Source organism: Pseudomonas sp. MWU12-3088 (assembly GCF_023242405.1).
In the GTDB taxonomy this organism is placed as follows: domain Bacteria; phylum Pseudomonadota; class Gammaproteobacteria; order Pseudomonadales; family Pseudomonadaceae; genus Aquipseudomonas; species Aquipseudomonas kribbensis.
Genome location: NZ_JALJEA010000013.1, coordinates 125,396 through 139,816, shown reverse-complemented (window position 1 = coordinate 139,816; position 14,421 = coordinate 125,396). Strand labels below are relative to the sequence as shown.

Annotated in this window: 20 protein-coding genes; 4 read left to right on the top strand and 16 right to left on the bottom strand. The window is 60.0% G+C overall.

Features of this window, described 5'->3' with window-relative positions; translation table 11 throughout:
• Window positions 1–3: 3 nt before the first annotated feature.
• Window positions 4–702 (top strand): tRNA (N6-threonylcarbamoyladenosine(37)-N6)-methyltransferase TrmO, encoded by a 699-nt coding sequence (gene tsaA, locus M5B98_RS25445; RefSeq protein ID WP_248744347.1) that lies wholly within the window; start codon window positions 4–6, stop codon window positions 700–702.
• Window positions 703–772: 70 nt separating this feature from the next.
• On the opposite strand, the gene fpr is transcribed toward tsaA, so the two are convergent.
• A complete protein-coding gene (gene fpr, locus M5B98_RS25440; RefSeq protein WP_003222277.1) occupies window positions 773–1,552 on the bottom strand; it encodes a ferredoxin-NADP reductase in 780 nt (259 codons plus the stop codon).
• Between the two features lie 144 nt (window positions 1,553–1,696).
• Between fpr and M5B98_RS25435 the strand changes: the two genes are divergently transcribed.
• On the top strand, window positions 1,697–2,623 hold the full coding sequence (locus M5B98_RS25435; RefSeq protein ID WP_085712905.1) for a LysR family transcriptional regulator: 927 nt from the start codon (window positions 1,697–1,699) through the stop codon (window positions 2,621–2,623).
• Here the strand turns inward: M5B98_RS25435 and M5B98_RS25430 are convergent.
• From M5B98_RS25430 to M5B98_RS25420, 3 genes are all read right to left on the bottom strand, one after another.
• Entirely contained in the window at window positions 2,620–2,982 is a 363-nt protein-coding gene (locus tag M5B98_RS25430) for a diacylglycerol kinase (protein WP_003222276.1), read from the bottom strand. The genes M5B98_RS25435 and M5B98_RS25430 overlap by 4 nt on opposite strands.
• A gap of 75 nt (window positions 2,983–3,057) precedes the next feature.
• Complete coding sequence (gene erdR, locus M5B98_RS25425; protein WP_085647827.1) at window positions 3,058–3,708, bottom strand: response regulator transcription factor ErdR; 651 nt, start codon at window positions 3,706–3,708, stop codon at window positions 3,058–3,060.
• Between the two features lie 230 nt (window positions 3,709–3,938).
• The gene (locus M5B98_RS25420) at window positions 3,939–4,682 is read right to left on the bottom strand and encodes a tRNA-uridine aminocarboxypropyltransferase (RefSeq protein ID WP_085712903.1); all 744 of its coding nucleotides are present in this window, start codon (window positions 4,680–4,682) and stop codon (window positions 3,939–3,941) included.
• 189 nt (window positions 4,683–4,871) lie between these two features.
• Between M5B98_RS25420 and M5B98_RS25415 the strand changes: the two genes are divergently transcribed.
• On the top strand, window positions 4,872–5,297 hold the full coding sequence (locus M5B98_RS25415) for a PA3611 family quorum-sensing-regulated virulence factor (protein WP_119427211.1): 426 nt from the start codon (window positions 4,872–4,874) through the stop codon (window positions 5,295–5,297).
• On the opposite strand, the gene M5B98_RS25410 is transcribed toward M5B98_RS25415, so the two are convergent.
• Window positions 5,298–5,492, bottom strand: coding sequence for a hypothetical protein (locus tag M5B98_RS25410; protein ID WP_085712901.1), 195 nt, complete (start codon window positions 5,490–5,492; stop codon window positions 5,298–5,300). It abuts the gene before it with no gap.
• Window positions 5,493–5,846: 354 nt separating this feature from the next.
• On the opposite strand from M5B98_RS25410, the gene M5B98_RS25405 reads away from it, so the two are divergent.
• Window positions 5,847–6,965, top strand: a complete 1,119-nt coding sequence (locus M5B98_RS25405; RefSeq protein WP_248744346.1) for a TIGR00730 family Rossman fold protein — start codon at window positions 5,847–5,849, stop codon at window positions 6,963–6,965.
• Window positions 6,966–7,037: 72 nt separating this feature from the next.
• On the opposite strand, the gene recX is transcribed toward M5B98_RS25405, so the two are convergent.
• The 11 genes from recX to M5B98_RS25350 form a co-directional block, all read right to left on the bottom strand.
• Window positions 7,038–7,508 (bottom strand): recombination regulator RecX, encoded by a 471-nt coding sequence (gene recX, locus M5B98_RS25400; protein ID WP_248744345.1) that lies wholly within the window; start codon window positions 7,506–7,508, stop codon window positions 7,038–7,040.
• 8 nt (window positions 7,509–7,516) lie between these two features.
• Window positions 7,517–8,575: a recombinase RecA gene (recA, locus tag M5B98_RS25395; RefSeq protein WP_085712898.1), complete on the bottom strand. Its 1,059-nt coding sequence runs from the start codon at window positions 8,573–8,575 to the stop codon at window positions 7,517–7,519.
• An 83-nt stretch (window positions 8,576–8,658) separates the two neighbouring features.
• Complete coding sequence (locus M5B98_RS25390; RefSeq protein WP_248744344.1) at window positions 8,659–9,159, bottom strand: CinA family protein; 501 nt, start codon at window positions 9,157–9,159, stop codon at window positions 8,659–8,661.
• Window positions 9,160–9,227: 68 nt separating this feature from the next.
• Complete coding sequence (locus M5B98_RS25385) at window positions 9,228–9,746, bottom strand: lysis system i-spanin subunit Rz (RefSeq protein WP_248744343.1); 519 nt, start codon at window positions 9,744–9,746, stop codon at window positions 9,228–9,230.
• The gene (locus M5B98_RS25380) at window positions 9,725–10,291 is read right to left on the bottom strand and encodes a glycoside hydrolase family 19 protein (RefSeq protein WP_248744342.1); all 567 of its coding nucleotides are present in this window, start codon (window positions 10,289–10,291) and stop codon (window positions 9,725–9,727) included. Before M5B98_RS25380 ends, M5B98_RS25385 begins: the two co-directional genes overlap by 22 nt.
• Window positions 10,292–10,325: 34 nt before the next feature.
• Complete coding sequence (locus M5B98_RS25375; RefSeq protein WP_085729862.1) at window positions 10,326–10,580, bottom strand: hypothetical protein; 255 nt, start codon at window positions 10,578–10,580, stop codon at window positions 10,326–10,328.
• Entirely contained in the window at window positions 10,580–11,740 is a 1,161-nt protein-coding gene (locus tag M5B98_RS25370; RefSeq protein ID WP_248744341.1) for a hypothetical protein, read from the bottom strand. Before M5B98_RS25370 ends, M5B98_RS25375 begins: the two co-directional genes overlap by 1 nt.
• 12 nt (window positions 11,741–11,752) lie before the next feature.
• Window positions 11,753–12,184 (bottom strand): phage tail assembly chaperone, encoded by a 432-nt coding sequence (locus M5B98_RS25365; RefSeq protein ID WP_248744340.1) that lies wholly within the window; start codon window positions 12,182–12,184, stop codon window positions 11,753–11,755.
• A 2-nt stretch (window positions 12,185–12,186) separates the two neighbouring features.
• The gene (locus M5B98_RS25360; protein ID WP_248744339.1) at window positions 12,187–12,927 is read right to left on the bottom strand and encodes a hypothetical protein; all 741 of its coding nucleotides are present in this window, start codon (window positions 12,925–12,927) and stop codon (window positions 12,187–12,189) included.
• Between the two features lie 37 nt (window positions 12,928–12,964).
• Window positions 12,965–13,432: a phage tail assembly chaperone gene (locus M5B98_RS25355; protein WP_248744338.1), complete on the bottom strand. Its 468-nt coding sequence runs from the start codon at window positions 13,430–13,432 to the stop codon at window positions 12,965–12,967.
• Window positions 13,432–14,358 (bottom strand): hypothetical protein, encoded by a 927-nt coding sequence (locus tag M5B98_RS25350; protein ID WP_248744337.1) that lies wholly within the window; start codon window positions 14,356–14,358, stop codon window positions 13,432–13,434. The genes M5B98_RS25355 and M5B98_RS25350 overlap by 1 nt, the downstream gene beginning before the upstream one ends.
• Window positions 14,359–14,421 lie beyond the last annotated feature (63 nt).

Here is a 14,421-nt window from a genome sequence, read left to right as displayed (position 1 = left end):
ACCATGACTTACAGCGTCTCCCCCATCGGCTTTGTCCGCTCCTGCTTCAAGGAGAAGTTCGCCATCCCGCGCCAGCCGCAACTGGCCCCCGCCGCCCGTGGCGTGCTGGAACTGGTGGCGCCGTTCGATCAGGGCGATGCGGTGCAGGGGCTGGAGCAGGTCAGTCATGTATGGCTGCTGTTCCTATTCCATCAGGCGTTGGAGGAGAAGCCGCGACTGAAGGTCCGCCCTCCCCGTCTGGGCGGCAACAAGTCCATGGGCGTGTTCGCCACTCGCGCCACTCACCGGCCGAACGGCATCGGTCAGTCGGTGGTGAAGCTGGACAAGGTCGAGGCCAATCGCCTGTTCATCTCCGGCATCGACCTGCTGGACGGCACACCGATTCTCGATATCAAACCCTACGTGCCTTACGCCGACATCATCCCCGAGGCCTCCAACAGCATCGCCAGCGCCGCGCCGCAACTGATCGACGTGCAGTGGACGGAAGCAGCGCTGCAACAGGCCCACACCCACGCTCAGCGCCTTGCCGAGCCGCTGGTGGAGCTGATCGAGCAGTGCCTGGCCCAGGATCCGCGTCCGGCCTACCAGACGCCCGCACCGGAGCGCGAATACGGCGCACAGTTCTGGGATCTGGACGTACGCTGGCATTACCCGACACCGGAGCAGATCCGCGTCCTGGAAGTCATCCCCGCCGAAGCATGATCCCCGGAAACGAAAAAAGCCCGCGCTGCCTTCTCAGGCAACGCGGGCTTTTCTGTTGGCATCGTCGGGATTACTTCTCGACGAACGCTCGCTCGATCAGGTAGTCACCCGGCTCGCGCATACGGGCCGAGATCTTCAGGCCGAAGCTGTCGAGCACTTCGCTGGTCTCGTCGAGCATGCTCGGACTGCCGCAGATCATCGCGCGGTCGTCCTGCGGGTTGATCGGTGGCAGGCCGATGTCGCTGAACAGCTTGCCGCTGCGCATCAGATCGGTCAGACGGCCCTGATTCTCGAACGGCTCGCGGGTCACGGTCGGGTAGTAGATCAGCTTGTCACGCAGCGCCTCGCCGAAGAATTCGTTCTGCGGCAGGTGCTCGGTGATGAACTCGCGGTAGGCGACTTCGTTGACGTAACGAACACCGTGAACCAGGATCACTTTCTCGAAGCGCTCGTAGGTTTCCGGGTCCTGGATTACGCTCATGAACGGCGCCAGACCGGTGCCGGTGCTCAGCAGGTACAGGTGCTTGCCCGGGTTCAGGTCGTCCAGAACGAGGGTGCCGGTAGGCTTCTTCGAGATGATGATCTCGTCGCCTTCCTTCAGGTGCTGCAACTGGGAGGTCAGCGGACCATCAGGCACCTTGATGCTGAAGAACTCGAGATGCTCTTCCCAGTTCGGGCTGGCGATCGAGTAAGCGCGCATAAGCGGGCGGCCGTTTGGCTGTTGCAGGCCGATCATCACGAACTGACCGTTCTCGAAGCGCAGGCCCGGATCGCGGGTGCACTTGAAGCTGAACAGAGTGTCGTTCCAGTGATGAACACTGAGGACACGCTCGTGGTTCATGTTGCTCATGTACGTGGGACTCCTGGAGATTGATCTGCGCTTGCCCGGCTCGCGTTGAAGGATGCCGACGGTGCGCAATTGCATCGCATTCTAATAGCGCCGACAATATCTGTTAACTGGATTATTAAGATAAGGGTTATCGGTTATATCGATATGCGATTTACTCTTCGTCAACTGCAAGTCTTCGTCGCTGTCGCCCAGCAGGAGAGCGTGTCCCGTGCTGCGGGTCTGCTCAACCTGTCGCAATCGGCCGCCAGCACTTCCATCACCGAACTGGAGCGTCAATCCAGCTGCCAGCTGTTCGATCGCGCCGGCAAACGCCTGAGCCTCAACGCCCTCGGCAAACAATTGTTGCCGCAAGCGGTGGCGATGCTCGATCAGGCCAAGGAAATCGAAGACCTGCTCAACGGCAAATCCGGTTTCGGCTCGCTGTCGGTGGGCGCGACCCTGACCATCGGCAATTACCTGGCCACCCTGTTGATCGGCGGCTTCATGCAGCGTCACCCGGAAAGCCAGGTGAAGCTGCACGTGCAGAACACTGCCAATATCGTGCAACAAGTGGCGCATTACGAAATTGATCTGGGTCTAATCGAAGGCGATTGCAGCCACCCGGACATCGAAGTGCAGAGCTGGGTCGAGGATGAACTGGTGGTGTTCTGCGCCCCGCAGCACCCGCTGGCCAAACGCGGCAGCGCGACCATGGAAGAGTTGACCCACGAAGCGTGGATTCTGCGCGAACAAGGCTCCGGCACCCGCCTGACCTTCGATCAGGCCATGCGTCACCATCGCAGTGCGCTGAATATTCGTCTGGAGCTGGAACACACGGAAGCGATCAAGCGCGCCGTGGAATCAGGTCTGGGAATTGGTTGCATTTCGCGACTGGCACTACGCGATGCATTCCGACGCGGCAGTCTGGTACCGGTGGAGACGCCGGATCTGGATCTGGCGCGGCAGTTCTATTTCATCTGGCACAAACAGAAGTACCAGACCTCCGCCATGCGCGAGTTTCTCGATCTGTGCCGCGCCTTCACCGCCGGGGTCCAGCGCAGCGACGAGATCGTCCTGCCGACAATCGCTTAAAGCAGAATCACCGCCCACACCAGGGCAATCATGCTCAGTGCCACGAATTGCGCGGCGCTGCCCATGTCCTTGGCGTTCTTGGACAGCGGGTGCAGTTCCAGGGAAATGCGGTCGATGGCCGCCTCCACCGCAGAGTTCAGCAGCTCGACGATCAGCGCCAGCAGGCACACGGCAATCAGCAACGCCTGCTCGACACGGCTGACATTCAGGAAGAACGTCAGTGGAATCAGCACCACGTTAAGCAGCACCAGCTGACGGAACGCCGCTTCGCCGGTGAAGGCTGCGCGCAGGCCGTCCAGCGAGTAACCGGAAGCGTTGAGGATGCGTTTCAGGCCCGTCTGGCCCTTGAAAGGTGACATAAAGTAAACAACCGACCAAAAAGAAGTGGGGAAGCTAGTTCAACGAAAGTCAAAAAAGCGTGAAGACGCCAGCCTTTACTGGCTTGGAATTGACTCAAGTTGTTGCAAGAGTAAAGCCGCCTGGGTGCGAGTCCGCACGTTCAGCTTGCGAAAGATCGCCGTGACGTGGGCCTTGATGGTCGCTTCCGACACGCTCAACTCATAGGCAATCTGCTTGTTGAGCAGGCCTTCACAGACCATGGTCAACACCCGGAACTGCTGGGGCGTAAGGCTCGCCAGGCCATCGCTGGCGGCTTTGGCCTCGTCGGAGACGCTGACGGCTTCGAACGCCTGTGGCGGCCAGAACACGTCACCGTCCAGTACTTTGCGTACCGCTTCCTGAATCACGCTCAAGTCGCTCGACTTGGGAATGAAACCGCTGGCACCGAACTCCCGCGACTTGACCATCACCGAAGCTTCTTCCTGCGCCGAGACCATCACCACCGGAATCTGCGGGTACTGACCGCGCAGCATCACCAGCCCGGAAAACCCGAAAGCGCCCGGCATGTTCAGGTCCAGCAGCACCAGATCCCAGTCGGCCTTCTCGGTCAGGCGCGCCTCCAGCTCGGCGATGCTCGCCACCTCCACCATTCGTACATCCGGACCAAGGCCCATCGTCACCGCTTGATGCAGTGCGCTACGAAAAAGAGGGTGATCATCGGCAATCAGGATGTCGTATGTGGCCATTTTTCAAATGATCCTGTTTTTGATGGCAGACCCGACGCATTCGGGGCTCACCAAGGCAAATCAAGATGCCGGCGCTTGTGCAGCGGCATCCACAGGGGCACGTTCAACGCCAATCACGGACAAAAAACGGCGTTTCAAACCTTGGCCGCACCCCAATCGGCGCCAAGCATGCCCAGCGAAGCCGGGGTGGTCAAGCAACACGGCCACTGCTTTAGCAGTATGGGCCAGGATCAGGCCGGCACCGGCTGCGGGTTGGCTATAAAAGGCAGCAACTCTGCATGGGCCGGTGTCGACACATTCACCTCAAGCTGCTGCTTTGCGCCCAGGTAATGCTGGCTGAACACATCGAAATAGGCATCCAGCGCCGAAGCGGCATCCGTATCGCCCGCCAGTTCCAGGCACAGCGCCGCGACTTCGGCGGTGCACAGGTGCTCGCTGCGGGTCGAACGGCGCAGGCGATAACGCGACAGTTTGTCGGGCAACAGACTGAGGATCGGCAGGCGATCGAAGTACGGGCTCTTGCGGAAGATCTTGCGCGCCTCGGTCCAGGTCGCGTCCAGCAGAATGAACAGCGGACGCTTGCTGCTGTCGAGATCCACGGTGTTGGTCACTCGCGAAGGCTCGACGTACTCGCCGGGAAACACCAGATACGGCTGCCATTGCGGGTCGTTCAGCAGCGCCAGCAGTTGCTCGTCGGGTTCGGTCCGCGACCAGATGAAGGCGTGATTGTCCCGCACGATGTCGGCGATCAGCCAACCGGTGTTGCTTGGCTTGAACACTTCCTTGCCGGTCATGATCAGGCAGACACCGGAGCGGGTTTCCACGGTCGGGCGCCAGGCGCACAGGCAATGACTGATGATGACCCGGCAGTCGCGGCAGCGCTCAGAGCGAAAACCACGGGCCTGAATCGGCTTGATGCCCTCGTCCTCGCGCTGATCGCGCAGTCGGGCCACGGCGTTGGGGGCATGGTTCATTGCGGGCGACGCCGACTGACAGGAAAACTCGACACGAACAACTCTCGGCAAGGCAATAAAGGCTGGCAGTTTATCAGAGCAACGGGCACAAGCCTGTACCCTCCCGACCGGCTCCCCTATAATTCGCCGCCACTGAACGCACAGCCCCGGGGCTGGTCGAACCACCAGTCACTGAATCAGGAGAGTTTCATGCTGCGCCTTATCGTTCCTACCGCGGCCATTGCGCTGGCGTTGTCCTTCAGCGCACAGGCTGCGTCCCTGAAAGAGCAGAACCTGAACAAAGAGCTGCAAAACGTCGCCGCACAAAGCAGCGTCGGTACACCACGGGCGATCAACGAAGACATCCTCGATCAGGGTTACACCGTTGAAGGCACCACGCTGATCAACCACCTGAGCGTCCAGGCAAGCCATGCCGACAAGATGCGCGCCGATCCCAAAGCCGTGTATTTCCAGCTGGGTGCTTCGGTCTGCAACAACCCGTCGTACCGCAAGCTGATGGCCAAGGGCGCCGTGATGCGTTATGACTTCAGCGAAGTGAAGACCAACCGGGCGATCGGTTCGGCCAGCTATCAGGAATCGGACTGCCCGAAAGCAGGCCCGGCGAAGAAGAAGTAATCAACGAGAATTGGCGCGCCGCTGTTCATCCTCGGCGCGCAGTTCGGCCAGCAAGGCCTGCAGATAGCGCGAGCGGCGCTCTCCTCCCGAAAGACGTCGGCAGCACTCCTCTTCGAGACTGACATGGTTGGTCTCGGCCGATGCCTTCAACATTCGATACAGCTGCGTATCGATCTCCAGAATGACTCTGGTCATGTGTCCCGCCTCCTTGCCACCCGCAAATCCTTGAATCGCGTGCACCTTGCATACGCTCGCTGACGCAAAGTTGTCGTACGGCGCCTTTAACTTAGTAAATCAGAGCATTTTGCCCTCGGTGCGCCATCGGACGAGCGGTGAAAGCACTTCGCAAAACGACAATAAGCAGTTGCCAGGCAAGACTTTGTGGCGCAATGCTCAATGAGCGAGAAATGCTTTGAGGGTCTAGATTCAAAGTATTCCCGATCATTTTATCAACGGCAGGAAAGGAGCTGCCGGACGTTTGTTTTTCTTGCAGCGCGGCACTGACGCCGCACGTCAGGGCCGAAGGCTCTGTGCAGAAGGAGAAGTTGCATGCCTTACCAACCGAATGACCTGCTCAGCCGTCATTTTCAGGAAAGCGGCCACGATCTTACCGGCAAGGTCGAAGAACAACTCAACCTGGTTTCCCCCAACAGCCCGAACATTCCCATCTACCGCGACATGATCCTGACCGTGCTGCGCATGGCCCAGGAAGATCACAACCGCTGGAATGCCAAGATCACCCTGCAAGCCCTGCGAGAACTGGAGCAGGCGTTTCGCACGCTCGAACAGTTCAAGGGCCGGCGCAAGGTTACGGTGTTCGGCTCGGCGCGCACGCCCGTCGAGCATCCGCTGTACGCCATGGCCCGTGAACTGGGCGCAGCCCTGGCCCGCTCAGACATGATGGTCATCACCGGTGCCGGTGGTGGAATCATGGCCGCCGCCCATGAAGGAGCCGGCCGCGACAACAGCCTTGGATTCAACATCACCCTGCCCTTCGAACAGCATGCCAATCCCACCGTGGACGGCACCGGGAACCTGCTGCCGTTCCACTTTTTCTTTACGCGCAAACTGTTCTTCGTCAAGGAGGCAGACGCACTGGTGCTCTGCCCCGGCGGCTTCGGCACGCTGGACGAAGCGCTGGAAGTGCTGACCCTGATCCAGACCGGCAAGAGCCCGCTGGTGCCGGTTGTGCTGCTGGACACGCCCGGCGGCACATTCTGGCAAGGGGCACTGGACTTCATTCGTCAGCAACTGGAGGACAACCGTTACATCCTGCCAACCGACCTGAAGTTGATGCGTCTGGTCTACAGCGTTGAAGAGGCGGTGGAACAGATCAATCAGTTCTACGGCAACTTCCACTCCAGTCGCTGGCTCAAACGGCAGTTCGTGATTCGCATGAACCACAGGCTCAGCGACCGGGCCCTGGACCACATGCAGGAAGCCTTCGCCGATCTGTGCCTGAGCGACCGGTTCCATCAACACGCCTATAGCAGCGAGGAACACGACGAGGCGCAATTCAGCCATCTGGCGCGACTGTCTTTCGCCTTCAACGCCCGGGACCATGGGCGCTTGCGGGAACTGGTCGACTTCATCAACCTGCCGGAAAACTGGGCACAGTCCAGACCACAAACGGCGCAACCCTCCCGCGAACCGTCGAAGGTAATCTGAAGGCAAAAAAAAGCGGCCCGCTATCGAAATAGCGGGCCGCTTTTTTATTTTTTGATTGAAGCTGGAACCGATTTAATCGTCCATCCCTCTGCCGCTGAACAAGCGGTTGATCATCTCCATCGAGAACCCCCGATACGCCAGAAACCGGCCTTGTCTGGCTCGCTCCTTGGCGTCGGCGGGAAGCTGTCCGGAGAACTTCCGTTGCCACGTGTCTGTGAGTTGCTCCTGCCAGTTGATACCGCTCTCACGCAAGGCGAGTTCGATATCGGCACGCTGCAGGCCGCGCTGACTGAGTTCCTCACGAATCCGTAACGGGCCGTAACCTGAACGGGCGCGATAAGAAACAAAGCTTTCCAGATAACGGGCTTCGGAAAGCAGCCCTTCTTCCGTCAATCGGTCGAGAGCTGTTTCGATCATATCGGGTGGAGCGCCACGCTGACGCAGTTTACGCGTCAGCTCGACTCGACCGTGCTCGCGGCGTGCGAGCAGGTCCATTGCGGTTCGCCGCACCGCGACGAGGGTATCGAGTACGGCGGTTGTCATCGGTGCAATCAGATGTCAGCGTCAGCCAGGTCGTCTTCGGTCTCTGTGACCGCAGAGGCCTTGGAGTCAGCGATCACGGCTGGCGACAGCAGCTTGTCACGCAGTTGCTTCTCGAGCTTAGCCGCGACTTCCGGGTTGTCTGCCAGGAACTTGGCCGAGTTGGCCTTGCCCTGACCGATCTTGGTGCCTTCGTAGGCATACCAGGCGCCGGACTTCTCGACGAAACCGTGCAGCACGCCCAGGTCGATCATCTCGCCGTTCAGGTAGATACCCTTGCCGTAAAGGATCTGGAACTCGGCCTGACGGAACGGCGAAGCCACCTTGTTCTTCACTACCTTGACGCGGGTTTCGCTGCCGACCACTTCGTCGCCTTCCTTCACCGCGCCGGTACGGCGGATGTCGAGACGAACCGAAGCGTAGAACTTCAGCGCGTTACCACCGGTGGTGGTTTCCGGGCTGCCGAACATCACGCCGATCTTCATGCGGATCTGGTTGATGAAGATCACCAGGCAGTTGGCGTTCTTGATGTTACCGGTGATTTTACGCAGCGCCTGGGACATCAGACGGGCTTGCAGGCCCACGTGCATGTCACCCATTTCGCCTTCGATTTCAGCCTTCGGCACCAGTGCCGCCACGGAGTCGACGATGATCACGTCAACAGCGTTGGAGCGCACCAGCATGTCGGTGATTTCCAGGGCCTGTTCGCCGGTGTCCGGCTGGGAAACCAGCAGGTCGTCGACGTTGACGCCCAGCTTGCCGGCGTACTCAGGGTCGAGGGCGTGTTCGGCGTCGACGAATGCGCAGGTCGCGCCGGCCTTCTGGGCCTGGGCGATCACGGACAGCGTCAGTGTGGTTTTACCGGAAGATTCAGGACCGTAGATTTCAACAATACGGCCTTTTGGCAGACCGCCGATGCCGAGCGCGATGTCCAGACCCAGAGAGCCGGTGGAAATGGCCGGGATCGCCTGACGGTCCTGATCGCCCATACGCATTACGGCACCCTTGCCGAATTGACGTTCGATCTGACCCAGGGCCGCAGCCAAGGCTTTCTTCTTGTTGTCGTCCATTAAAGTCCTCACGTAATCAATAAGGCCTGACGGCCAACACCTGTATAAGTAGCCAGTATTATTCCACAGCGTTCACGGATCGCCTACCCCTGATTTTCGATTTCTCGTGCCGCTAGTCGCAGGAGCCCCTCTAGCGCGGCCTTCACCGTTTGTCGGCGGACTTCGTCGCGGTTGCCGGGGAAGTGCTGCACCTCGCTGGAAACCGCATCGCCCACACCCCAGGCCAGCCACACCGTGCCCACCGGTTTGTTCGGCGAGCCGCCGTCCGGCCCGGCGATACCGCTGACCGCCACGGCGAACCGCGCACGGCTGTGTTTCTGCGCACCGCGCACCATCGCCTCGGCCACCTCGCGACTGACTGCGCCGACCGTCCCGAACAGTTCGGCGGGTACGTTCAGTTGCTGGGTTTTCTGTCGGTTGGAGTAGGTCACATAACCGGCCTCGAACCAGGCGGAGCTCCCCGGAATCCGGGTAATCGCTTCAGCGATGCCGCCGCCGGTGCAGGACTCGGCCGTGGTGACGTGGGCATTGAGCAACTGCAGGCGTCGGCCAAGTTCGGCCGCCAGTTGGGTGAGGTCTTTCACGGCACTCTCCGGATCAGGTGGAATGCCTACCACCGTACACGAGCCGGTTGCGCTTTCAATACACAGACTCATTCAAAATGTGCAGGCGCCAGCGCTCTGATATAGGCCTGACACGCCTGCAGGGCAATCAGTCCGCGATCGCCTTCACCGGTGATGGCGACAATTCGTTGAGCATGCGCCGGGTCAAGTCGGGCGCGTACGGTTGCATGATCCACGCCGCCGGTGCCGGAGGCGGCTGGCACACCGCAGCCCTGGGCAGCGTCGCCTGCGTCGATGAGGACTGACAGGCGCAGATCAGCAGTGGCAAGGCGATCGCGCAGGCGATCCTGATCACGTTGGGCATCACTCAGTGCTCGATAGTGGGTTTGTTCACTGGCCGCGAGCCGTTGCTCCAGGACCAGGCGCTTGTCCTGCTCGGCCTGCTGCGCCAAGGCAGCAACCTGAGTCAGTTGGTTGAGGGTTTCGGCGTGCAACCGGGCCTGCTCGGCCAGTTGCCTGCCATAACGCCAGTCCTGAAATTGCCAAGCCAGCGCTGCCGCCCCCAGGGCCAGCAATACAACACCGGTTACACGCCAGGAGATGGACATAACACCGCCCTCGCCCGCGCCCAGAGATCCAGGCGATCCTGCAAGCCGCTCAACCCGCCGTTGATTCGACGGGTGATGGTGTTGAACTGATCGCGGTCCGCCAGTTCGTTCAGACCGTTCAGCTCCCAGAACCATGCGGCGGATTCCGCCGCCCACTGCGGTTGCTCGAGCAATTCAGGCAACGACAGCAGACGCTCATCGCCGAACAGCCCGAGACTGCACTGGCGATAGTTGGTGCGACCGGTGATCTGGATCAGCCCGCGACCGCGATACCTCTGCCCGTCACCATCGGCTTCCGGCGTGTTGCCCAGGCGCAGGGCCAGCGTGCCGGTGTCGTATTTGCTCAGGTATTGGTTGTTGCCCAGTTCGCGCACGTAGCGCAGTTGCCCGGACTCATGGCCGACCTGGGCGAGAAACGCAGCGACGCGCTTGGGCGTATCGATGCGATGACGCGCCATGGCGTCGTTGAGCGGTGAAACAAAAACGCCCGCTTGGGAGCGGGCGTTGGGCATGATGTTGCTGAGGTTGTTTTCAGTGATTTGCATAATGCTTGGTCCTCCCTGGATTGCGCTGATTGAATCACGGCTGGCGACCGAATCCGGTCAGCCATTTCTTTGCCAGGGTTTTCAGAGCGCCATCAGGGGCACTGTCTTCTTGCGACGAAAACACCCAGCCGAGGGTGCCGAAGTTCGCCGACCAGTCGATTTGTGGTGCAGGAGTGATCTCGGTGATATCGACCCAGAGCAGATCCGGGTGAAACATCTCGACCATGTTTCCGTCGGTCGAGAACAGTTCGACCACCGTGTCGTTGACGATGCGTGCGTAAGTTTTCATCAGGCGTACTCGTAGATGATCACGACACCAGGCGCGCCTGAACCTCCAGGCCTGCCCGGTTGGGTGAGGGCATTGGCAATGCCGCCTGCGCCGGATCCGTAGCCGGTTCCCGGGGCTGCCAGACTCAGTGCCACACTGCTACCAAAACCACCTCCGCCCAAAGGAGAGTTCCCACCATGCCCGGCCAGAATCGAGCCGGTGACGTTGATTCCCGGACTGCCGGCCGCACCCGCACTGTTAACGATGCTGCCGCCGGTAGCGCTCGTACTCGGAAAGCCACCGACGAACAAGCCAAAATCAGTGATATTGATGACTCCGACATAGGGAGATCCGCCGCCGCCCGGTGCAGACACCAAGGAACCGAAGGAACTGGTCCCACCCGGGCCGGCGCTTGCTGCCACAGCCCCTGCGGCGCCTTTTGCCCCCACGGTTATGACCTGGCTGGCGCCTGTTGCGACGGAAGAAATCCACGCTTCGGCATAACTACCGGAAGCCCCGCCCCCGGAAAGTGAAACCTGACTGCCGTTGGTTGCGCCGATACCCGAGCTGCCACCGCCACCGCCCTGCACTTTGACCAACACATTCTTCATGCCTGGCGTCGGTACATAGACACCCGACGCAGTGAACGTCTTGATACCCAACAAGCGACCGCTGTTGGCGTTGCCACCACTCGCATAAACCAGCAGCCAACTGTCCAGCGCAGCGCTGTAAACCACAGAGCAGACACTGCCACCGACAATCTCCGCAGGTCGCAACGCACTCAACGCCAGACTCAATAGCGGTTTGGGCAGAAGACCATTCGGCGCAAAAGTGCTCGCTCCGGTATTGGCATTGCCTGCCGTGAAGCGCAGCGTCAGCCCGTCCTTCAGCGTGCTGATGGCCGGCACATAATTGGCCATGTAGAGATTGGCAGCGCCGATATCCGCTGCGTGTTTATCTTCAGCGCTCTGGCTGATTTTCCTGATTGCCAGCAACAACTGCGTCGCATCGTTTTCGCTTGGTTCGAGTCCGGCAGACTTGACGACATTCAGCAGCTCATCGGTGATGCCATTGCCCCAGGTTGCCGGGATCAGCGATCCCGGCAACCCGCCGACGACGTCTTCATTGACGAACTTGCCGTTCACCAGCCCGATGCCGGGAACGCTTTTCGGATAATCCATGTTGGTATCTCCTCAACTTCCGTGGTTCAGCAGGCCTTCCAGCCAATCCGGCTCAACCGGTCGCGAACGCGCATCCGGAAACTCCGGATCATTTGGCCAGTCGCGCAACGCCTGCCGATAGGCGAGCAGTTGCTTGAACTCTTCGCCGCGCAAGGTTGTGCCCTCGCCGACTTCCAGTTCTTCTGCATCGCGAAGAACCAGCCATTGAGTCCGATCTAATACCTTGTCTCGCCAGGCCCGCTCTGTAGCATCAAGAGTTTGTTCAGCCAGTAGCACCCGTTCCGGGCGTCCGTTGGCAGTCAGGCCAAGAACGGTTCCTTTTGGAGCGTTCGAGACCAGCGCGCAATACTCACCCTCGCTCAATTCAAAGGCATCAGCGGGGATATTGGCGCCGTGCAGATCGGAGTGATAAAAGCCGGAAGTAGCCGGAGAAAAGTAATACATAGTCAGTTTCCTATTCCGATGACACGAGCAGCAATGGAGCCTGACGGCCATTCAGGACAACGAACATTGATGCCTGCCTGCCGACTCACGGTCGCGTTATTGTTCCAGGTCAGCTGCGTTCCGGGTGACGTGCCTTCATGGGTCGCGACGGCAAGAAACAGTGCATTGGGAAAGACCAACGGCCATAGATTCAGGTCGCCGTAGCCATTGTTGCCCGCCTGGCTCGCGCCTCCGGTGATCCACTGGATAATCACCCCCCCCATCCACGAGGGGAAAACGACATAACCGGATGCCCCCAGCCTCACCATGAACCCAAGCCTGAGTTTTTTAGGGGTCACGATAGACGTATCACTGACACCGGCGTTGACCTCTGCCTGAGAAGCAACTTTTGCAATTCCCATCAGCGACTCTGTCGCCTGTTGCATTTTTTTCGCTATGGATTGAAACACTCGTAACGGCGTCATCAACCGCGTGTTGCTGACGCCCGCCTCTGCGTCTTCCTGGCTGGCCAGACTGTCGCTTTGTTTCTTCGAGATCAGCGTATCGATTGCCGCTTTGAGCTGAGTGTTATCACTTTCATCGGCAGGCGACCCTGCGCTTTTGATGACTTCAAGAATCTCTTGCGTAACGCCATTTCCCCAGCTTGCCGGAATCAACGAACCCGGGGTTCCGGTAAGAGGGTTTTCATCAACAAACCTGCCATTCACCAAACCTGCGCTAGGAATGTTTTTTGGGTAATCCATCACTCTTCTCCCTATTCGAGAACATCAAAACAAGACCTCAGCCATGAACGGTGGCCATCCACTCCGGAGCTGCCGGGCGCAAAACTACTGCCGGAAAATGGATTGAGTCAGGCCAGTCGCGCAGCGCCTGGCGGTACTCGAGCAATTCCAGATAATGCTGGGCCTTGAGCGTGGTGCCGCGTCCCAGTTCCTGCTCGTCGCGATGGCGGGTGACCAACCATTCCGTGGCCGCCAGCGCCGACTGGCGCCAGGCGCGCTCAGCCGTCAAAGACTCGTTGTCCTCGACCGTTGCAGCCTGAGCGACTTCAGGACCTGGCGGTTCGCGCAGAGGCTCGACAGCGGGCGTCAACTCAGACATCTGCGCGCCGATTTCAACATCAACACCTTCGGGCACCTGCACCATCGCCGCAACGAACGCCGGCGCAAACAGTTGCTCGATCGCGTAGTCACCGGTGTCGATCACTTCGACGGCGACACCGTTTTCAATGCGTGCATAACGAGCCATTACTCGTACTCCCAGATTTCACAGAAGGCGTTGCCGCCAGCGCCACTCACGACTGATGCGGATGCATTGTTCGAGCACGAACCACTTCCTCCCGAGCCACGAACACCGGCAATACCAATGCTGTTCACACCTATCAGCGGCGCACCGCCATCGAACGGGCTGGGGCCTCCGCCCCCGCAGACCATTCCCCAGTTGCCGTTGTACATCGCAAAGGTGCCGGTGATGCCCCGAGCACTGCAGAGGTTGCCGCCCGTAACGACTTGCCCTCCCAAACCGCCTTGCACAAAGCCGGACGCCGTTGGGGACGTCAGGACGGTAAGCGTCTGCCCGCCCATGCCTCCCGAAACACTCAGGTAGGAACCGAAAGAAGCGCCGCCACCGGCCTGGCCAACCGCGTTACGTGGGGCACCGCCGGTGCCCAGAGTGACCGGAACACCGGTCAGCATTTCCGGCGTGACGTCATACAGGCTTTCCCCATAAGCGCCCGCCCCGCCGCCACCGCCGATGCCTAGATAAGTCGCCGGGATGGGTGCACATCCGCCCCCCGAACCACCCGCCCCCACCAGCCGCACGCGAATCCGTCTGGCTCTCGGATTCGGCTTGTAAACCGTGATCCCGACAGTTTCGATCTGCCTGACCGCCAACAGTCGCCCGACCGCATCGGTGATGCCGTAACCGGCCAGAGTGGTCGGGGTGTTCTTCAGTTTGGTGAAGTCGACCAGCGCACCGATGGCCGTGGCCAACTGATTGGTTTTGCTCTCGTCAGGCGTCAGCCCGGCCGCCTTGATGGCGTTGAGAATTTCTTGCGTGACACTGTTGCCCCAGGCGGCGGGGATCAACGACCCGGGAGTGCCGGCAACAGGGTTTTCATCGATAAAACCACCGTCGACCAGGCCGACGCCGGGGATGCTTTTTGGATAGTCCACGTCTGCACTTCCGATGATCTACAGGCAGCCGGATGCCGGCAGCAATCGTCCGCCTGTGAGATT